14 protein-coding genes and 1 tRNA gene are annotated in these 19,710 nt (G+C 61.2%); 11 read left to right on the forward strand and 4 right to left on the reverse strand.

The genetic code is table 11. The features are described from left to right. Window positions 1-38 precede the first annotated feature (38 nt). The 7 genes from A3AI_RS0136210 (at window position 39) to A3AI_RS0136245 (ending at window position 9,579) form a co-directional block, all read left to right on the forward strand. Window positions 39-1,592 (forward strand): class I adenylate-forming enzyme family protein, encoded by a 1,554-nt coding sequence (locus A3AI_RS0136210; protein ID WP_024520205.1) that lies wholly within the window; start codon window positions 39-41, stop codon window positions 1,590-1,592. A gap of 29 nt (window positions 1,593-1,621) precedes the next feature. Next, window positions 1,622-2,560, forward strand: a complete 939-nt coding sequence (locus tag A3AI_RS0136215; protein ID WP_024520206.1) for an AEC family transporter — start codon at window positions 1,622-1,624, stop codon at window positions 2,558-2,560. Between the two features lie 33 nt (window positions 2,561-2,593). Then, window positions 2,594-4,306, forward strand: a complete 1,713-nt coding sequence (locus A3AI_RS0136220) for a 2-hydroxyacyl-CoA lyase (RefSeq protein ID WP_024520207.1) — start codon at window positions 2,594-2,596, stop codon at window positions 4,304-4,306. A 34-nt stretch (window positions 4,307-4,340) separates the two neighbouring features. Beyond that, window positions 4,341-5,105 carry an SDR family NAD(P)-dependent oxidoreductase gene (locus tag A3AI_RS0136225; RefSeq protein ID WP_024520208.1) on the forward strand — a complete coding sequence of 255 codons (765 nt, stop codon included), beginning with the start codon at window positions 4,341-4,343 and terminating at the stop codon, window positions 5,103-5,105. 17 nt (window positions 5,106-5,122) lie between these two features. Further along, window positions 5,123-6,574, forward strand: coding sequence for an alpha/beta fold hydrolase (locus tag A3AI_RS45580; RefSeq protein WP_024520209.1), 1,452 nt, complete (start codon window positions 5,123-5,125; stop codon window positions 6,572-6,574). Between the two features lie 974 nt (window positions 6,575-7,548). Next, window positions 7,549-8,457 (forward strand): division plane positioning ATPase MipZ, encoded by a 909-nt coding sequence (locus A3AI_RS0136240; protein WP_024520211.1) that lies wholly within the window; start codon window positions 7,549-7,551, stop codon window positions 8,455-8,457. An 834-nt stretch (window positions 8,458-9,291) separates the two neighbouring features. Continuing rightward, window positions 9,292-9,579, forward strand: coding sequence for a hypothetical protein (locus A3AI_RS0136245; protein ID WP_024520212.1), 288 nt, complete (start codon window positions 9,292-9,294; stop codon window positions 9,577-9,579). A gap of 333 nt (window positions 9,580-9,912) precedes the next feature. Here the strand turns inward: A3AI_RS0136245 and A3AI_RS48365 are convergent, their stop codons facing one another. After that, a complete protein-coding gene (locus tag A3AI_RS48365; protein ID WP_024520213.1) occupies window positions 9,913-10,338 on the reverse strand; it encodes a type 1 glutamine amidotransferase family protein in 426 nt (141 codons plus the stop codon). Window positions 10,339-11,094: 756 nt separating this feature from the next. On the opposite strand from A3AI_RS48365, the gene A3AI_RS44190 reads away from it, so the two are divergent. After that, complete coding sequence (locus tag A3AI_RS44190) at window positions 11,095-12,540, forward strand: sensor histidine kinase (RefSeq protein ID WP_084801150.1); 1,446 nt, start codon at window positions 11,095-11,097, stop codon at window positions 12,538-12,540. A gap of 229 nt (window positions 12,541-12,769) precedes the next feature. Here A3AI_RS44190 and A3AI_RS0136265 read toward each other — a convergent pair whose 3' ends face one another. After that, window positions 12,770-16,129 carry an AAA family ATPase gene (locus A3AI_RS0136265; RefSeq protein WP_024520214.1) on the reverse strand — a complete coding sequence of 1,120 codons (3,360 nt, stop codon included), beginning with the start codon at window positions 16,127-16,129 and terminating at the stop codon, window positions 12,770-12,772. A gap of 229 nt (window positions 16,130-16,358) precedes the next feature. Beyond that, window positions 16,359-16,967, reverse strand: coding sequence for a hypothetical protein (locus A3AI_RS48370; RefSeq protein WP_156928106.1), 609 nt, complete (start codon window positions 16,965-16,967; stop codon window positions 16,359-16,361). 173 nt (window positions 16,968-17,140) lie between these two features. Between A3AI_RS48370 and A3AI_RS0136275 the strand changes: the two genes are divergently transcribed. From A3AI_RS0136275 to A3AI_RS0136290, 3 genes are all read left to right on the forward strand, one after another. Beyond that, the gene (locus A3AI_RS0136275) at window positions 17,141-17,686 is read left to right on the forward strand and encodes a tyrosine-type recombinase/integrase (protein ID WP_024520215.1); all 546 of its coding nucleotides are present in this window, start codon (window positions 17,141-17,143) and stop codon (window positions 17,684-17,686) included. 819 nt (window positions 17,687-18,505) lie between these two features. Further along, a complete protein-coding gene (locus tag A3AI_RS0136285; protein ID WP_024520216.1) occupies window positions 18,506-18,892 on the forward strand; it encodes a hypothetical protein in 387 nt (128 codons plus the stop codon). A 90-nt stretch (window positions 18,893-18,982) separates the two neighbouring features. After that, window positions 18,983-19,327: a hypothetical protein gene (locus A3AI_RS0136290; protein ID WP_245287028.1), complete on the forward strand. Its 345-nt coding sequence runs from the start codon at window positions 18,983-18,985 to the stop codon at window positions 19,325-19,327. A gap of 248 nt (window positions 19,328-19,575) precedes the next feature. Here A3AI_RS0136290 and A3AI_RS0136295 read toward each other — a convergent pair. Beyond that, window positions 19,576-19,660 (reverse strand) — tRNA-Leu (locus A3AI_RS0136295). Window positions 19,661-19,710: the final 50 nt, after the last annotated feature.

Genomic DNA, 19,710 nt, shown 5'->3' on the forward strand with positions numbered 1-19,710 from the left:
GACCTGATCCCGCCATCAAAAAATTCGAGGAGTGGAACGTGAAGGACCTCTTGAATTTCGGAGAAATGCTCTCGGCGCACGCGCGGCTCGCGCCCTACCGGCTCGGCACCCGTGACCTCGAGCGCTCGATGACGTTCGCGCAATGGAACGATCGCTCGTGCCGGCTTGCCAACGCGCTGCTCGGCCTCGGCCTCGCCAAGGGCGATCGGGTCGCGATCCTCGCCTATAACTGCGTCGAGTGGAGCGAAATCTTCGCGGCGACCGCCAAGGCCGGGCTGGTGGCGCTGCCGATCAATTTCCGCCTGGTCGGCAAGGAAGTCGAGTTCATCGTCAACAATGCTGAGGCCGCTGCCGTCATCGTCCAGGACGAGTTGGTCGGCGTCGTCGAGGAAATCCGAGGCTCGCTTCCGATCAAGGCCGATCGCTTCATCCACTTCGGCACCAAGCAATGCCCCGCCGGCTATCGCGAGTACGAGGAATTCCTGTTAGCCGGCGCCGCGCGCGAGACCGGCCAGCAGGTCGCGCTCTCCGATCCCTGGACCTTGATGTACACCTCAGGCACCACGGGCAATCCCAAGGGCGTGGTGCGCAGCCATCGCAGCAGCGTGCTGTTGTCGATGGTCACCGAGATCGAGCTCGGACTGCACCGCAATGACGGCGCGCTGCTGGTGATGCCGATGTGCCATGCCAATTCGCTGAACTTCTTCGGCGCGTTCGGCTATTGCGGCGGCGTCAACTCGATCTATTCGCGCAAGAGCTTTGACCCCGAGCATGCCGTCAAGACGCTGGCCGAAGCCGGCTCGACCTTCACCTCGCTGGTGCCGACGCACTACATCATGATGCTCGGCCTGCCACAGTCGGTCAGGGCCAAGTACAATTTCGACGCCGTCACCAAGCTGATGATCTCGTCGGCGCCCGCACGCCCCGAGACCAAGGGCGAGGTGATGGAGATGTTCCCTAACTCCGGCCTGTTCGAACTTTATGGCGCGACCGAGACCGGCTGGGTGACCATGCTGCATCCGCACGAGCAATTCACCAAGCTCGGCTCAGTGGGCCGCGAATGCGTCGGGGCCGCGCCGATCAAGCTGCTGGACGAAGCCGGCAATGAAGTGCCGGATGGGCAGACCGGAGAGCTGTTCTCCTGCAACGCGCACACCTTCGATTGCTACTGGCGGCTGCCTGAAAAGACCCAGCAGGCCTTCCGTGGCGATTACTGCTCAGTCGGCGACATGGCCCGCCGCGATGCCGACGGCTACATCCATCTCTCCGACCGCAAGAGCAACATGATTATCTCCGGCGGTGAGAACATCTACCCGTCCGAGGTCGAGGCGCTGGTCGGCGCGCATCCGCTCGTCAAGGACGTCGCTGTGATCGGCCTGCCCGACGACAAATGGGGCGAGAGCGTTCATGCCGTGGTCGTCCTACACGAAGCCGCGAGCGTGACGGAAAGCGACCTCGCCGCCTGGTCCAAGGAGCGCATGGCCGGCTTCAAGCGTCCGCGGTCCTACAAGTTCATCAGTGAGGACGAGATGCCGCGCAACGCCACCGGCAAGGTCCTCCATCGCGAGCTGAAGAAGAAATTTTCCAGCTGACCCCGCTGGTCAATCGCTCCGGATTTCCCATGCACGCCGTCCTCAACTCCGCATTGCCGGTGTTCGCGCTGATCCTCACTGGGTTCATCTGCGGATTCTTCGGCGTGTTCGACAAAACGGCGACCGACAATCTCAATCGCTTTGCCATCTATCTCGCTTTGCCTTCCCTGATGTTCACGGCGATGTCCAAGATCACGCCGGATCAGGTCAAGCAATTCGGCTTTGCCGGCGCCTTCGGTGGCGGATTTGCCGCTACCTTTGCCGTTGCGTTTGCGGTGAGCCGGTTGCGGGGACGGCGCGTCGCCAACGCCAGCATCGAGGGGCTGGACGCCGCCTACAGCAACGTCGGCTTCATGGGCATCCCCATGTGCCTGCTGGTGTTCGGGCCAAAGAGCACGCCGGCCTCGATCATCGCCACGCTGTTCACGGCTTGCGTGCTGTTCCTGTTTGCCATCGTCGTGATCGAGATCGATCTGCAACAGGGCAAGAGCTTCTGGTCGACCGGCGCCAAGGTCGTGCGCGCGATCTTCACCAGTCCCCTGTTTATCGCTCCCGTCGCGGGTCTCGCCGTCGGCTTGAGCGGACTGAGCGTGCCGGAACCCTTCATCAATTTCACCTCGCTGCTCGGCGGCGCCGCCTCACCCGCGGCGCTGGTCTGTATCGGGCTGTTTCTCGCCCAGGAGCGCGTCGTCACGAACGATATGAAGTCGATCGCGCTACTGGTCTCGATGAAGCTTGTCCTGCAACCTGCGGTGACCGCGTTCCTCGCGCTCCGTGTCTTCTCGATGCCGCCGCTGTGGTCACACTCCGCAGTGATCCTGAGCGCGCTGCCGATCGGATCAGGACCTTTCACCATCGCCAAGCTTTATGGGATCGAGGCCGGCGTCACCTCTGGCTCGATCCTGGCCTCTCACATCTTCGCAGTCCTCACCGTCTCGCTTCTCGTCGCCTGGCTTGCACCGATCTGATCCAAATAAATCCAACAGCACCGGAGTTCCCCGATGAAAGCCCTCCCCGACAGCGCCGCCGACCTGATCGCCCGCCTTTTGAAGCGCCGCGGCGTCACCCACGTGTTCGCGCTCTGCGGCGGCCACATCATGCCGATCTGGATGCGGCTTGACGCTGAAGGCATCCGCATCATCGACGTTCGCGACGAGCGCGCCGCCGTTCACATGGCGCAGGCCCATTCCGAGCTTACCGGCGAGTTGGGCGTCGCCTTGGTCACCGCGGGTCCGGGCATGACCAACGCCATCACCGGCATCGCCAATGCGCATGTTTCGCGCGCGCCCGTTCTGGTGATCTCCGGCGGTAATCCGCGGCCGCAGGAAAACCGTGGCGGCTTGCAGGACATGGACCACACGCAGTTGGTCCGCTCGATCACCCGCTATGCCCGCACCGTGCGCGAACCGTCGCTGGTGCTGCAAGAGCTTGATGAAGCCATCTCACGCGCTTACGGCGAAGGCGGCGAACCCGGCCCATCCTATATCGATTTCCCGACCGACACGCTGCGCGGCATCGTGCCGAAGGCGTTGCAGCTCGAGGAGCATCTTGCTCCGAAGCCGCGCACGGTTACCCTTCCCAATCCCGCGGAAGTCGCTCGCGCGGTGGACGTGCTGTGGTCAGCGCGCCGCGTGCTGGTGATCTCCGGACGCGGTGGGCGTGGCGCCGGTCCCGAACTGGTCGCGCTGCTCGATCGTCTGGGCGCGGTCTATCTCGACACTGGCGAGAGCCGCGGGCTGGTGCCGGACAGCCATCCCTCCGTCGTGGGCGCGATGCGCGGCGCGGTCATGGGCGATGCCGATGTAGTGCTGACCGTCGGCCGCCGCCTCGACTTCCAGCTCGCCTATGGCTCGCCGGCCGTGTTCCAGTCGGCCAAGTTCGTCCGCATCAGCGATACGCCGTCCGAGATGCGCGACAACCGTCGCGGCGCGGTGGAGATTCTGGCATCACCCGCCGAGACGCTGCGCGCCATGGTCCAGCATGCGGGCAATCGCGTCTCCGAGGTCGACCGGCAATGGGCGGCGAAACTGCGCGCCGGTCACGAGCAGCGTGCGCAGAAGCTTCAGCAGAGCATGGCCGCCGCGCCGAACGGTTCCGACGGCAAGCTGCATCCGAACAAGGTGCTCTCCGAAATCCAGAAGGCCATCGGCAATGACTCCGTCGTCATCACCGACGGCGGTGATTTCCTCGCCTTCGCCCGCGTCGGACTCAACGCGCCGCTGATGCTCGATCCTGGCCCGTTTGGCTGCATCGGGATCGGCGTTCCCTACGGGATCGCGGCGAGCCTCGCCTTCCCAGACAAGCCGGTCGTGGTGGCAACCGGCGATGGCGCCTTCGGCTTCAACGCAATCGAGGTCGACACCGCCGTGCGGCACAAGGCGCCGGTTCTGATCGTCGTCGCCAATAACGGCGCCTGGCAGATCGAAGTTCACGATCAGACCGTGACCCATGGCAAGGTGGTAGGCACCAAACTGCAAGTCGCCGACTATGCTGGCATGGCCCGCTCGTTCGGCATGCATGCCGAGCGCGTCGAGACCGAGGAGCAGTTGGGACCCGCGATCGCGCGCGCGCTCGCCAACCGGCCAGCACTCCTCGACATGGTCGTCACGACAGAGGCGATCTCCTCCGACGGCAAGACCGGTCTCGCCTGGGTGCCCGACCTGCAACCGCTCGCGGCCTGGGACGAAGCCGAGCGCAAGTGGCGCGCCTCTTGATACGACGAGAATTGCCCGAAGCCGCCCTTTGGAGATGCCTGTGTTTGAAATCGATGATCAGCATATTCTGGTGACCGGCGGCTCAAGCGGCTTCGGCCGGCATTTCGCGCGTTTCCTCGCCGGCAACGGCGCCAAGGTTACGCTCGCTGCACGGCGCGCTGAGGCGCTGGCGTCGGCGGTTGCCGAGATCAACAGCACCGGCGGCAAGGCGCAAAGCGTCGTGCTAGACGTGACCATCGCTGAGAAGATCGAGAACGCGCTGGCCGAGGCCGAAGCCGCGTTCGGCCCGATCCAAGCGGTTGTCAACAATGCCGGCGTCACCGCGACCAGGCCCGCGCTCGATCAGGACGAACGCGCCTGGGACAGCGTGATCGACACCAATCTGAAGGGCGTCTGGCTGGTGGCGCAGGCTTCGGCAAAGCGTATGATCGTCAACAAGGTGAGGGGCTCGATCGTCAATATCGCCTCGATCCTTGGACTGCGTGTTGCAGGTGCTGTCGCGCCTTACGCCATCTCGAAAGCCGGCGTGATCCAGATGACAAAAGCGCTCGCACTTGAATGGGCGCGCTATGGCATTCGCGTCAATGCGCTGGCGCCCGGTTATTTCGCCACCGAGCTCAACGACGATTTCTTCCAGAGCGAGCACGGCCAGGCGCTGATCAAACGCGTGCCGCAGCGCCGACTCGGCCAGCTCAGCGAGCTCGACGGGCCGCTTCTACTGCTGATTTCCAACGCAGGATCGTTCATGACCGGAAGTGTCGTCGCGGTCGACGGCGGACACCTGGTATCCGGATTGTGACGGACGGAATTCTCGGAATGTCCACCCGCTTTGCCAAGGCGAACGGCATCAACCTCGCCTATCGCGTGCAAGGCGGCGGGCCGCCGCTTGTGTTGATCATGGGTTATCGGCTCAACTCCACGGCGTGGCCGGCCACGTTCATCGAACGATTGGCGCAGCAATTCACCGTCATCACGCTGGACAATCGCGGCACTGGACAGTCCGACAAACCCGTCGAGGGCTACGTGCTCGCCAACATGGCGCGCGATGTTTGCGCCTTGCTCGACGAACTCGGATTGGTCCGGGTCAATATGCTGGGCTACTCGATGGGAGGCGCCATCGCGCAGGAATTCGTGCGGCAGTTCCCGGATCGCGTTAACCGGCTGATCCTGTGCGCGACCATGGCCGGGGGCGCCGGCGCGACCTATGCCGAAACTTCCGTGGTCCGTGTGATGCGCGACCTCGACGGCCTGTCGCCGGAGCAGGCGGCACGCCGGATCTGGAACGTGACCTACGCGCCAGGCTACCTTGCGCAACACCGGAAGGCTGCGGAAGAGCAGATGCGGCGCGAGATCGAGCTTCCGACCCCGCTCCATGCCGCCGACCTGCAATTTCAGGCTTTTGCCGAATTCAACGGCTCGGAGGCTCTGTCCGCCATCCGCACCCCGACCCTAATTTTGACTGGGGATTTGGATCCGCTGATTTCTCCGCAAAACTCGCGAAAGATGGCGGCCCTCATTGCCGGGGCGAAGTTAATTGTCATTCCAGGTGGCGGCCATCGCATCATGTGGGAAGCGACCGATGAATGCGTTTCGCATATTCTCCACTTTCTCGGAGCGAGCGATCAGCGCGACGAGGCTCCGCGTACCCAGCCCGACACGCGGATATCGACAGCGGAATGGCTCGCGCGCTGGCCGGCAACACTTGCAAGCCTGACCCTTGATTCCCTTACTATCGCTCGTCAATCGATGATGGCTGGAAGCGCGTCCCGTTTCGGCGACGGCAAACCCATCGTCTTGATTCCCCCACATCTCGGCAGCGACCTGGTGCTGCTACCACTGTCGCTCTGGCTGAAGGCGCTCGGCTACCGACCAGTCGCCGCCGGTCTCCTTCTCAATCTCGGAGATAGCGCCAGCAATCGACGCCTTCTGCGATCGATTGACGAAATTACTGCGCGAATCGGACGAAAGGCTGTCCTGCTCACCCATTCGTCCGGCCTGCCGCTGGCGCTGCGGGCGGCGGAAGACCGAAAGGAAAGAGTCTCCGATGTGATCGCACTCGATGCGCCGTGCAGTTCGAAGCGTATAAATGGCGTGCGCGTGCACCTCATTTCCTCGGGCTGGTCGGCGCTTCCGGGCCTCGCCGAATTGCCCCAGCTATTGCGAAATATTGATATCGAACTGATCGACACTTCGGTGGCAATCGGGGGCCTCCTGGCCCCACAACTTGTTCGAAAGAGTGTTGGGCGGCCTCATGACGGCGAGCAATGAGCTTTCGAGCCGGCGGCCTCTTTTTGCGAGCACACGCTGCGTTGTCTGGCGTCTGCGCTCCCCGTTGTGATCACGCCTTGGAACCAGAACATCCGCTTGGCGTTGTGGCTCTTGCCCTCGGAGGCTCGTCCATGAATGAGCATCGCACAGCGGTAATCCTGTTTGGTATTGCTCTCGCCGTCGTAATCGCGCTTGCATCCGTAACCACATTGGATCGCAGAGATACCCGCATCGCGAGTAGCGCGGCACCGGCCGGGACTACGGGGCTCGCGAAGCCGCACCAGCCGCTCGACCGCGCGCAAGGTCAAGCGATGCCGGCGCATCGGTAGGTGCGCCAAATGCGGTGGATGACCGGCCGGACGTCGCGCTTAGCCCAAGCCGGGGCAACCGCAGCGGCACTGACCACTGCCGCGCTCGTCATTCCGGCCAAGGCGCAAATAGATATGCGGACCGGGCTACACCTCGACGACCGCGACCCCAGCGCGTTCTCCAGGGAGCACCGTCAGGGACAGGACGCCGCTGTTAACGTCGCGCCGCAGGGGCGCGCTCAGCCGCCGCGAGTAAAGCGGCGACCGACAAAGAAATAGCCGGCCGGTTGGGTACTGCCAAGCTGGCCAGATCGCCCCCGGTCAATTGCCCCTCACACGCTTACGCAGCCGCTCATCGGGCGGTCCGAGCGCTTCCCGCTCTCAAAAAGTCCTTCACCAGCGACCAGTTGCCGCCATTCAGGTAGTCAGCAACCGCGCTGCGCCTCGGAGCCTATCAACGTAGGGGCAATGACATTTTATTCACATTCTAACACGCCCGCGCGGCGCTAGGGTCACGCGGCGGGTCGGAGCGACGCTAGGTTGCTCCAACCTACTAGCGTCAACCCGTCCACCTGCTGCCCCCGCCGAAGCGGCTCACGCCCGGCGGGGGGTGGTCTGCAGCGCACCGTGCGGCGGCATCTTCATGTTGGCCGAGGTCTCAATGCGATGCTGTACGCAACACCAATCGCAGAGTCGGGATCGCCGCACGTAGTTGTCGTCGGCAATGAGAAAGGCGGCTCGGGGAAGACGACGATGGCCATGCATCTGGCCGTCGCACTTCTGAAGATCGGCCAGCGGGTGGGGACAATCGACCTCGACAGTAGTCAGAGGGCCCTGACGCGTTATATCCAAAACCGGCGTATTTGGGCCAACCATCGGCAGATTGCACTGGAATGTCCGTTGCATCGCTTCATCCCGCGGGCCGAGGGCGCCAAGCTTGAGGACAACGAAGCCGAGGAGTTGGCTGCTTTCGAGGGCGCCGTGTCCGGCATCAGGACGTCTGTCGACTTCCTGGTGATTGATACCCCCTCGACAGATACCTATCTGATGCGCCTTGCGCATCTAGTCGCTGATACGCTGCTTACGCCCGTCACCGACAGTTTTCTTGACCTCGGTACGTTGGCCTCAATCGATCCCATCACACACGAGGTGACGGGAGCCGGTCATTACGCCGAGTTGGTGTGCGAAGCCCGCAGACGTCGGCGCCAGTTTGACCAGGGCCGTACCGATTGGGTAGTCATCCGCAATCGGCCGGCGCGCGGCCGACTGGTGCATCACAGCATTGCAGAGCTAGGCACAAGGCTGGGGCTCAGGGATGTCCAAGGCTGCGCCGAGCGGATCGTGTATCGCCAGCTCTTCCCCTCTGGTCTGACCGCCCTCGATGTGCTGGATGAAGCGACTTTCGGGGCCACCCCAGGCCGGTCACACCGATTGGCTCAACGGGAGATGCACGATCTCATCGGCATTCTGAATCTTCCGATCAGCGCGCGAGCCCGCCGCAGGGCCGCCGCCCGAGAGGAGTGGTTCGCCTCGGCAAGCGCGCCACTTGATCTTGACGACATGCTGCTCGGCTAGTTTGCCAGTAATGTCTTCAGCCATTGGCACTGTTTGCTTAGCTCGCGGAAAGCGCATCCTGCGCCTCTACAGCGGCGGCTAGGGCCCAGATGGTATTCAGGCCGTGATTACACGCACGGGTGTAGAGGCTTCAAAATTTGTGGCGGACCCGATGGGGCCCCCCGCTCCTTGCACAAGCGGGCCGTCAGGGGGGTTGTACCCCACCCCCAGTGGGGCTGCCTCCTCGTTGCGCTTCGGTAGTGCGTCGATGTCCTCATATTGCTTCCCATCACGAGCCACAGGCCAGCCAGGCGAGTGCGAGCGCCCCGCTTGCGCATGCTATCTCACTACCGGACAGGCCTCGACCGGGCCACAAGTCCGGGTCTGGGATCGAGGTACAGCGCAATGCGGTCGCCGAGTACCTGAACGGCGGCAACTGGTCGCGTGAAGGAGTTCGTCGAAGTCGAGAGAGGCCCCCACTCCAACGATAACACTCCGCTGCGGGAGGTCGGCACCCGTTGGTAGGTCGCCCGTGAACTTCTCGACCACGTCGCCGACATCGCGAACATCCTGGCCCACCAGAATGCCCGCAGCGTCAACGATCCCCCTCGTCGCCAACGCCGGAATTAGAGCCAGCGAAGTAGTCGCGCCGCGCTGCTGGCGTCATGCGTTTCTATGGCTGGCCGCTACCAGACAGCGCTGGCCGGATAAACTTATCCACGGCGATTTCCGAGTCATTGTGCAACGCAACCTCAGCGGGCGATGCCGCGCCAAGGCAATTTCCGCACCTTTTTGCGTGCCCCGTGATAGACTGATCAAACACATTCGTCGCGATTCGCATGGAGGAGATCAAGAATGGAACAGATTCTGATCAATCTGATCGCAGGAGCGCTTGGTGGCGTAGGTGCTGGCAAGTCATCGCCGAATTTCGACCTCGGCACGATCGGAAATATCGTTTCCGGTTTGGTCGGGGGCGGGGTGCTCGGCCAGATCGCAACTCTTGCGCTGCCCGGGATCACGGCTGCGGCACAGTCGGGCGATTTGAGCATTGGTGGCATTGTTTCCCACGTGGTCGCAGGCGGCGCAGGCGGCGCTATTCTCACGGCGATCATTGGTGCAATTAAGAACAGAGCTGCTGCCTGACGGCGAACGGATTGCGCCATCGGGGTTCTTTTGCCGCGGCCGCGACGGGCGGCTCGGTGGTCAGCGCAGTGAGGTCGATTGCCACGATGGGGATCCAGACGACCAGCACTGGCCATTCGGTATCTCCGCTGTGCTCATTTGCGCCTCACACGCTTGCGCCGGCTCTGAAAAGCGTGCGGCTGCTCCATCAATACGCGCTGTACCGTGCCAGTGCCGATGCCCAGCGTCTTGCGGATCTCTAATAGGCTGCTCTTTTGTAGAGGAGCTTACAGTAACCCTTCTCCCGCATGATCCTTGAACAGCTCTGCATCGCGAACGTAGCCCCGCAGGGTATCAACTGACTTGTGACGGGAGACATCCATCATCTTGAAGATTGATGCACCCTTCGCCGCCGCTCTCATCGGGCTCGGCACCGGCACGCTTCAGCGCTTCAAAAATTCGCCGGGCCGCAATCAAATCCAATTCAGTTAGGTGCTGGAGGGTGATCCGAATATCATTGATATGCGGCATGAACGTCCGCGTAATCGACGCCAAAAAGTCCTGGTCTTCTTCGGGATACTGGAAGATTGGCTCTAGGCTATACGGATCAGATTGTGGCGGCCGGCCGTCCACGGTCGCAACCGCAACCTCTATTCCTGCGGTCGCGAGGCGATCATATGGCTTAAGGGCCTCTGCAGCGAAAACGCCCGCCTCGTGGCTGGACCCGTCCGCCAGCACGAACTCACGCGCACTCGACACAACAAACAGGATCCTCGTCATCGCTTGTTCCAGTGCGAGGCTCTCTTAGAGTATACGGCGGTTAGGTCCCTGAAGCCAGTGACATAGCGCTCGATGAGCACTCGCGACCCGGTGGCCAAATTCGGTCTATCCCTCTCGCGACGTCGGGCCGAGGACGCGTCCGGAAGGCCCGGAGGGAATTACTCCGGAAGTGTTGAAACTCGTTCTGGGCGCCTCCCCATACGACCGCAGTAGTGGGCCCAAACGGCTCATCACAGTCGCCGACGCACTCAACACAATCCGTCGGATATTCGCCCCCTATCTCTGCCGGCAACATGTGGGCCCGATTCCGTTCGTGGGTGCCCAACTATTGTGCAAACACCCGACCACCCCGGTGCCGCGGCCCCGCCGAAGGCGGACCTGGCTCTCGAAGCCCACCGCGCATGGGGAGCCATCTGACGTTCAGGTCCCCGTCGTCGCGGTCGGACTGATCACCTTCGAATAGGCAGAGACAATCTTGGTTACAGGAGAAGCCGATCTGATCGCGCTGGCTCGGGTTATGTTTCGGTCTCTTTCTTGACGACGATTTACTAATATTTAGACGCTGACTGACCGGCACCCGCTAAGCTTGGGACAGCCCCAAGCCTTCTTCGGATATTGGGGTTAGTCTGGAATCTGAAAGAATCGTTGCCCATCCAGGCGAGATCAGATTGACCAGGTGCATAGAGCCGAGGAGTATGCAGTCCGGTTTCACTCCGGCGAACGTGCACTGTGGCATAACTGAACGAGAGTCAGCAGATGCCAAGTTCCGGTTACATGGAAAGCGGAACGCAACAGCCGCTTCCCGATCCGTTAGAACTGCAACTTAGAGAGGCCCTTGAGCGCGAGGCCGCGACGGCGGAGATATTGAGGGTCATCGCAAGTTCACCTACCGGCTTTGGCCCCATCTTCGCTGCGATAGCGGAAAGGTCCAACAAGCTCGTAAACGGGCTGTCTACAGCGGTTTTTCATTTGGTCGATGGCATGTTGCATCTTGCCGCGTTCACTCGGCGAAGCGACGTCGCCGATGCGGCCTTGACCACTCTGTTTCCCCTGAAGCTGTCGGACGTCCATTGGTATGAGAGAACAATCCGGGAGGTACAGCCTGTTCAGATCGAAGATTGCGAGTCGGGCTTCGCTGGGCATCCTGGCCTACTGGATCTGTCGCGAAAGCGAGGTTTTCGAAGCGTTGCCCTGATTCCGCTTGTTCGTCATTCCGGGAGCATCGGCATCATCAGCGTGACCCGTGCAGAGACCGGCAAATTCAGGGAAGAGCATGTACGTTTGTTGCGAACGTTTGCTGACCAGGCCGTTATTGCGATCGAGAACGCCCGGCTTTTCAACGAACTTCAGGCCAGGACTACCGAGCTTGCGCAATCACTTGAGGACCTGCGCGTGGCCCAGGATCGCCTCGTGCAGACCGAAAAGCTTGCTTCTCTTGGCCAGCTCACCGCAGGCATCGCTCACGAAATCAAGAACCCGCTCAATTTCGTCAACAACTTCTCGGCGTTGTCGATCGAGCTGACGGACGAACTCAATGACGCCTTGAAGCAGGCAACTATCGCCGAGAAAATCCGTTCAAAAATCGACGAATTGACCAGTCTCCTCAAAGAGGATCTTGAGAAGGTCGTCCAGCACGGCAAGCGAGCTGATTCCATCGTCAAGAACATGTTGCTGCACTCGCGCGACCGCTCAGGCGAGCGTCGCTCAGCCGACATCAATGCGTTGGTCGGGGAGAGTCTCAACCTCGCCTATCACGGCGCTCGAGCGGAGAAGGCCGGCTTCACCATAACGCTGAAGCAGGATTTTGACCCGAAAGCGGGTTCGATCGAATTGTATCCGCAAGAGATCACCCGCGCGCTGCTAAACTTGATTTCCAATGGATTCTATGCCGCTACCCGGCGCAAAGTCGAAGCGGACGAAGAAAGTTTTGAGCCTCTCGTCAGCGCCGCCACGAGAGACCTTGGCAATGCCGTCGAAATCCGCATTCGCGACAACGGTACTGGCATCCCGACCGAGGTGCGAGAGAAGATGTTCAATCCCTTCTTCACGACCAAGCCGGTGGGAGAAGGAACAGGACTCGGGCTTTCGATGGCCTATGTGATTGTCGTCAAGCAACACAGCGGCAGGATCGACGTAGAAACCGAGCCGGGCGAGTTTACGGAGTTCATCATCACGCTGCCGCGCGGAAATTCGAAGGGCTAGAAGCCGGAAGGACTGGGCCGCCAAACCGCGGTTGCTCGCTTCTTCGCAATCTGCTTCGATGATCGGGACACCGTTTCAAGCGTCGGGATACGATCGACCAACTCAGGCCAGGAGTAGTCGGGATACACTCGCCGAAAAAATCGTGACGGGAGCTGAGTACCGTCATTGGCTTTGGCATTCTGGCGGTGTGTTCGCGCATCGGAACTCGCCGGCCATTTCGAAGGCCTCATCAGGTGAGCTCGTCGAGCAGTGTCTTCGCTTCCTTCAGGTCGCGGGTGTCAAACCCTTCGGTGAACCAGGCGTAAACCGGCGTGAGAAGATCACGGGCTTCGGCGTGCCTGCCCTGGCCACGGTGGAGCCGGGCCAGTTCTACGGCGGCGCGCAGTTTGAGCGATAAGGCTTGTTGGCTCTGCGCGACCGCCAGCGACTCTTCGAGCAGTCTTTGCGCGTCGCTCAACACACAGGGCCCGCCTTCGATGACACGTGCGCGCGCCTTCAGGCGCAGGAACTCCGCTTCAAAAAGACGCTCGCTGGTCTGCTCGGCGGTCGCCAAACCCTTGCTGATGATTTCTCGGGCGGGCATCAGCTGACGCCTTGCCAAAAATGCCTGCGACAGCAAGGCGTAAAGCGCCGTGCTGCTGATCTGATAGCCTGTGTCGACGAACTCGGCCAATTCGCCGCTCACTGCTGCTAGCGAATCCGATGACGAGTCGAGCTGGTTCGCGCAAATCCCGCGAACGGCGCGCGACCGGTTGCGCCACAAGTCGAAGCCGTGCTTTTCCGACAATGCGAGGCAACGCTCGGCGTGCGCGTGTGCAACGGCCGGCTCACCGCAGAAGGCGTGGAGAACGGATGCGTAATACCCGGCATAAGCCTCGGTGTGCGGATGTCCGATTGCCTCGGCGCGATGAAGGGCCGCGCCCATCCTGGCTCTCGCCATATCCGGGTAGCCAAGCGCCCACAATGTCCAGCTCAGCTGCAAGTTGCCCGCTACACCGGCATCCCAAGCGGTCGCCCGAGTCGCCAGGCTTTCGGCTTCGTCGCACATATCGAACTCGGCGAGACTGCGCTCAAGCATCCGCCGCGCTTCGATGAGGCGTCCCATAAACAGCAGCGTCGCTCCGACTGTACGCATCGCGTTGACCGCAGCCGGCCGATTGTCGGCCGCCTCGGCAAGCCCGAGTGCAGCTGTGAATCCGTCCAGCGCCTCGGGCAACTCGCCGCGGATGAAATGCATATATGCCGACCAATGAATGACGTGCGGATACTCAGGCGCATCACCGACCCGCTCACAAAGCTCAAGGGCGCGAGTGACGGTTGCCGCATAGGCGTTCGAGCGCACGCCCTCGGTGGCGATCAGGCAAGGTCCTAGCGCAAACTGGAAGTCGAGCTCGAGCCGGTCATTGGTTGTGCCGTCCAGGAAGCCGCCGACAACCTCGATACCTCGACGGAGATGGGCGATCGCCTCGATATTGGCATAGCGCGAGGCAGCGATTTTGCCGGCGCGCAGCCAATAACCCGTCGCCTTTTCGGGCAGCCCCGCCTCTGTCAGATGATGTGCCAAGGTTTGCGGCTCGGCCTCGACGAGGTGCGCGAAGGACCGCTCGATTGCATGAGCAATGGCGGAGTGAACCTGCACGCGACGGCTCCTGAGCAGCCCGGCATAGGCGGCGTCGCGGACAAGGGCGTGCTTGAACCTATATCGTTCGCCAGACACCCCTCGGGCGATCACGAGCTCGGCATGCCGCAGCGCCTCCATGGCGGAACGGAGGCCGTGTTCGGGCATCCCCGAAGCCGCGGCGAGAAGGTCGTAGTCGAAATCGCGCCCGATACAAGCTGCGATCTGCGCCACCTCCTTGACTGGCGCAAGGCGATCCAGCCGGGCCGTCAGCGAATCGTGCAGTGTCGTCGGGATGGCCAGTGACGGCAGCGGTCCGGCCATCGTGTACCCGTCGCCCTTATCGATCAGTATGCCGCCTTCGATGACGGTCTTGGTCAATTCCTCAATAAACAGAGCGATACCATCGGTACGGGCGAGGATCTGCTCCAAAACTTCGTTCGGCAGCGCCTTGCCGTCAGTGATCTGGTCAACTAATGCCATACACTCACGCCGGCTCAGGCGGGTCAGCGACAGCGTCGTGACGTGGGCATAGCTGGGCCATGGCGGCGTAAACTCCGGACGGGCGGTCGCCAGCAGCAGCACCGGCAGGCGCTGCACCCGATCGACGATCGCCGTCAGCAATTCGAGCGAGGTCGGGTCGATCCAGTGCAGGTCCTCGAACAACATTAGCACTGGCTGCTCCCGCGCCAAGCCGTCGAGCTGGGCGAGCAGCGCCGCGAGCGTCTTCTCCTTGCGCTGCTGCGGGCTCAGCTCGGGTGCAGGGCGGCGCGCCGGCAGCGACAGCAAATCGGCGATCAGATCGACCGCCTCCGGCTCCGCGGCTACGCGCGCAAGCATTGCGTCGAGCTTGGCCAGCTTCCGCTCGCCGGGGTCCTGGCGCAGGAAGCCGGCGGCATGCTCGATCTGGTTGATCACCGGAGACAAGGCGCTGTTTCGATGATGCGGCGAGCAGAAGTAGCGCAGCCGGAGATGCGGCTCGCTCGCCAGCCCATCCAGCAGCGCTCGGGTCAATCGCGACTTGCCGATGCCTGCCTCGCCGAGCAGTAGCAGGACCCGACCTTCGCCCTTCTCGGCTTGACGTTGGCAGCAGCGCAACAACTCAAGCTCCTCCTCGCGCCCGATCAGCGGAGTCAGCCCAATCTCGTGGTGCGCCTCGAACCGGCTTTCAACCGCGCGCTCGGACAGCACCTGCCAAGCGGTGAGAAGTTCGTCGAAGCCTTTGAGCGCCAGCCCGCCAAGCTCGCGGTAGTCGAAGTGGCCGCTGGTCAGCCGTCGCGTGCTTGGCGCGATCAGCACCGTCCCGGGCTGCGCCAAGGTCTGCAGGCGGGCGGCGAGATTGGGGGTTTCGCCGACGACACCGCGCTCCTGCGCCTCGCCCGATCCGGTCAGATCGCCGACGACGACAAGACCGGTGGCGATGCCGATGCGGACTTGCAGGCCGGGTTCGGCGACGAGCTTCAGCCGCGGCACCGCTTCAACCAATGCCAGGCCGGCGCGGACCGCCCGCTCGGCATCGTCTTCATGAGCCCGGGGATAGCCGAAATAGGCGAGAACGCCGTCGCCCATGTATTTCGCGACGAAGCCACCATTTCGCTCAACCAGTTCTGTGCCGCAGCGGTGATAGGCGCCGATGATCGCTCGTAGGTCCTCGGGGTCGAGCCGGGCAGAGAGCGCCGTCGATCCCACGAGGTCGCAGAACATGATTGTTAGCTGACGACGCTCGGCCTCATCTCGCCGAGTTGGCTCGCTCGCCATCGGCGCCGAGGGTGCCGTTGCGACGGTCGAAGCGCCGCTGAGATCACGGATCGCGCGCAGCATTTTCAACCGGTGCCCGAGCGAAAGGCCAAGGTCTTTGAGATGTTTGTCGGTCAAGTCGGCGAGAACGGCCATATCAATGTCGTTCTCCGCAAACCTCTCCGCGTACTCGGACATGCCGAGCTCTTTGAGCCAGTCCCCAATTTGCTGCATCGCGGCCACACTATCTCAGCTCTTGGTCTGGACGTTTGCGTATCTGAAACGGATAAGTTAGAGCACGATCCTCTCCAGCTCGTCCAACGAAGTTCATCGCTTGCGGCGCTACTGATGCGATAGCCACCGCTGCCGCACCGCCCGTCGCCACGCCCGCGGCCTTGGGCCGCGGCTTGGCCGAATCGCGGCGCGGCACTCCCAGGGCGCGAACCGGGGCTGCCGCCAGCGCTCAGTCGTGCCATCCTGATTGACGATCACGCGAAACTTCACACCGCTCTCGGTAAGCTGTACCATCGCTGCGTTCGCTGATCTGCATTCCCACCATACACAGCCTGCCGCGATCATTTCCAAGCGCACCGCTTTCTGCGCCGGGGAAACATCTCCCTGCCGGCGATTTCATCTCGACGATGGCGTGAACCCGACCGTCGATGATCGCCTTATCGACAAAGCCCGGCATACCGTCTTCACCGCGAAACCTTCGCCAAGCCTCGTAAGGTTCAGAGCCGACGAACACTGCACATTGGCCAGCAGCTGCAGCTTGGTTGCCAATATCGGTATATTGTCGTTGCGAAGCCTGATCTGACCGCTCCCGCACTCCGGGAGGGGATCTAGGGAAGGGATTTGTAAAGTCCGTATTGATTCTCTCTTTTTTATTACCGCTGCGCGTTTTGCGCTTCGGCTCGGCGCGCCTCGGTAAACGCACATCGGAAGCATCACAACTCGAAACATCGCTGACGATGTAGTTGAGTGTAGTGAACCTGTTGCGCTCATCGCGACCTTGTACCTCGTCGCGAGCGGCGTATCCTGCGGCAACAAGCTCCTTGAAAGCGCCTTCCATCAGCTTCCGACCGATCCCGAGTTTCCGTTGAAGCTGGTCGTGCCGTACTTGCCAATCGGGCGGCAGGGATAGGAGATATCTGCTTCTCAAACTCAACTACGACTCAGGACGTCGGCTCGACGCCCTGCCGACAGGTCACGCCGCACCCATGTGAGCGAGGCGGCCGTCTCTATGTGGCCGACCGCAAAGACAAGATTTGGTCGGAGCAGGACATTGCCGCCGTTCTCTCGGTCGCTTCGACTGAGATCCAGCTGGCCCTCATTTTGGCTCTGTGGAGCGGGCAACGACAGGGCGACCTCTTGCGCTTGCCCTGGTCCGCCTACGACAGCCCTTACATCCGCCTTCGGCAATCTAAGGGCGGCCGGCGCGTTGCGATGCCGGCCGGTGCGCCGTTGCGGGCTCTCCTCGACGCCACTGAACGTCGAGGACCGCTCGTCCTGACGAACACGCTCGGCCGGCTATGGACGTCGGACGGCTTTCGCACGTCCTGGGGGAAGGCCTGTGACCGCGCCGGTATTAGCGGCCTAACGTTTCATGACCTGCGCGGCACGGCCGTGGTGCGATTGGCCGTCGCCGGCGCGACCGTACCGCAGATCGCTGCCGTGACCGGCCACTCGTTAAAGGACGTGGAAGCCATTCTCGACGCGCATTATTTAGGTCGCGATATTCAGCTCGCCGAAGCCGCGGTGCTGAAGCTCGAAGCGAGAACAAAACTGTAAAATGACCTGTAAAACGAGGTCACTTCACCGCGTCACGCTAGATGCTAAGTGCTTGATTTGCTTGGTCGCCAAGGCGAGTCGGGACAAGCTTGCGATCAGCGGGATGGAGAAGATCGAGGCCTATGATCAGATGGAGAACATCGCCGGTCTGGCTGCGCCCATCGACCAGAACAGAATAGTAACTTTCGAGAGTGACCGGCAGAAAAAGTCGTGAGATTCAACGCCAAGCGTGGGGGTGGTGCGCTCGGAGGATGCAAGGACACCTAATCAAATCAAATGGTTAGATGGTCTTACCGGGGTTTTAGGCCCCTTCGAAGCGGAATAAGAATTCTGAGTGATGGTCTTACCTGATGCGGTGAAATTAGGATGCGATGGAAGTACAAAGTGATCACTTTGAGTTGCGATACGCAGGCTGACGCAAAAGAGTTGACCAGCTCGGGGCTGCCGGCTGGGAGCTAGTAACTGTTGAGCGCGATCTCGCCTATCTGCGGTCAGAGGCTGAAGAGCCGCCGCGATCGAAAATTAGGTTGTGAGCTGTAAGCTCTGGTTTCACGAAAGTTACATGGGGATTTCGTTACTTCTCCAAGTAACCACGGTGGTCCGTCCCGTTGGCAGCCATCTTTAACGAACTTTGGGGCAGCGGCGTTTTGGTCACGATGCGCCCGAAAGCCGACGCATTATACTCACTTTGAGTTTTGTCGAGTTTGACCCAAGGCGGACAGGGCCAAACAATCGATACGCTTTTGAATCAAGTTCTTAAGCCCACCGAAGCGGACGCTCGCGTATGGGTTGAGTCGGGCATTTCGCGCGAGCTAGTCGATGTTTGTTAGGTTTGTTGTGCACAAAATTGATAGCAATTCGGGACGACGGCAAGGTCTTTTTCAGGCAGTGCAAGCGCTTGAGCACTATGGTGCGCTGAACATTCAAGACGCCAAATACCTCGACGCCATTTGCGGCTGGTTCAGCGAGCATCTGGAAGAGCCGGCGCGGCAGGCAATTTCCTCCCGCCATCACGGAAGGAAACAGGCGTTAAGTTGGTTTAAGGACACCGCCACAAACCACATCGCAAAAATGCGCGAATTAGCAGAGATGCTCGAGCGCTATGGAGTGCCAGTCGAGATGATAAAGGCCAAGCGACTTGGGTACATTCTGTACGAAGATGAATTTCAGGTCGCGGCCTATCCATTTAGCGACACGCCGACGTAGCTAGAAGCAATGGTGGCTGTGCCCAACATGCATTCCAAATGGCTTCGTCATCTGCCCTATTTGGTTCACACCAATAGAGAACTTGGCCTAATGCTGAAGGGCACCAAGCCCCTCGCATATTTTATGGACATCGTTGGCCGTGAGCCAGACATCTGTATTCGATATTGGCGGATGTTCGACAGGCACGTTGCTATGGGCCGCCTGATAAGACGCGAATTGATTGAAGCGTATCCTGGCGAGCCGCAGCTCGAATATCGGATGCTGTTCTACGCCTTGCCGGGCCACGAGTGGCGGGTTGATGCCATGCTTACACTTCTGAACGAACCCGGAGCTTGGTCCGACGGCCGCGAACGGCGCTTTGGCGAATTGCTTGGCTACGAGGGGTGGCAGATCGACTATTGGCTGACACATCGTCGCTCCCTAACCGACGCTTAGTCTTTGGAGCTCGGAACGCTCACAAGAGTACACGCCTTAGAACGCTTGCTCCATCATAGGCTGCGCACTCTAGCAATTACCTCTTTGATGGTTTCAGCGTCAGTGTTCACAGCATGACGGCATCCATTGTCGCGTTGCTGCTTGCAGGCACCAGCTCGCCGAGCTTCCAGCACTCATAGATTTCATGAGAGTTACAAGCAAAAGGTAAGACCATAAATTTATCAATTATTTCAATGACTTACATGAAATGGTGCGCTCGGAGGGACTCGAACCCCCACGATTTTACTCACTGCCACCTCAAGGCAGCGCGTCTACCAGTTCCGCCACGAGCGCGCTTGGGAAGGCCGGCGAAGACGCCGGATCAATGGCGCCCATGTAACAAA

This window comes from Bradyrhizobium sp. Tv2a-2 (assembly GCF_000472425.1).
Taxonomy (GTDB): domain Bacteria; phylum Pseudomonadota; class Alphaproteobacteria; order Rhizobiales; family Xanthobacteraceae; genus Bradyrhizobium.

Bases quoted from the DNA above. Each gene is read 5' to 3' on its own strand.
- A3AI_RS0136215 (WP_024520206.1), top strand. From the start codon at position 1,622: ATGCACGCCGTCCTCAACTCCGCATTGCCGGTGTTCGCGCTGATCCTC.
- A3AI_RS0136220 (WP_024520207.1), top strand. From the start codon at position 2,594: ATGAAAGCCCTCCCCGACAGCGCCGCCGACCTGATCGCCCGCCTTTTG.
- A3AI_RS0136225 (WP_024520208.1), top strand. From the start codon at position 4,341: ATGCCTGTGTTTGAAATCGATGATCAGCATATTCTGGTGACCGGCGGC.
- A3AI_RS45580 (WP_024520209.1), top strand. From the start codon at position 5,123: ATGTCCACCCGCTTTGCCAAGGCGAACGGCATCAACCTCGCCTATCGC.
- A3AI_RS0136240 (WP_024520211.1), top strand. From the start codon at position 7,549: ATGCTGTACGCAACACCAATCGCAGAGTCGGGATCGCCGCACGTAGTT.
- A3AI_RS0136245 (WP_024520212.1), top strand. From the start codon at position 9,292: ATGGAACAGATTCTGATCAATCTGATCGCAGGAGCGCTTGGTGGCGTA.
- A3AI_RS48365 (WP_024520213.1), bottom strand. From the start codon at position 10,338: ATGACGAGGATCCTGTTTGTTGTGTCGAGTGCGCGTGAGTTCGTGCTG.
- A3AI_RS44190 (WP_084801150.1), top strand. From the start codon at position 11,095: ATGCCAAGTTCCGGTTACATGGAAAGCGGAACGCAACAGCCGCTTCCC.
- A3AI_RS0136265 (WP_024520214.1), bottom strand. From the start codon at position 16,129: ATGCAGCAAATTGGGGACTGGCTCAAAGAGCTCGGCATGTCCGAGTAC.
- A3AI_RS48370 (WP_156928106.1), bottom strand. From the start codon at position 16,967: ATGGAAGGCGCTTTCAAGGAGCTTGTTGCCGCAGGATACGCCGCTCGC.
- A3AI_RS0136285 (WP_024520216.1), top strand. From the start codon at position 18,506: ATGTTTGTTAGGTTTGTTGTGCACAAAATTGATAGCAATTCGGGACGA.
- A3AI_RS0136290 (WP_245287028.1), top strand. From the start codon at position 18,983: ATGCTGAAGGGCACCAAGCCCCTCGCATATTTTATGGACATCGTTGGC.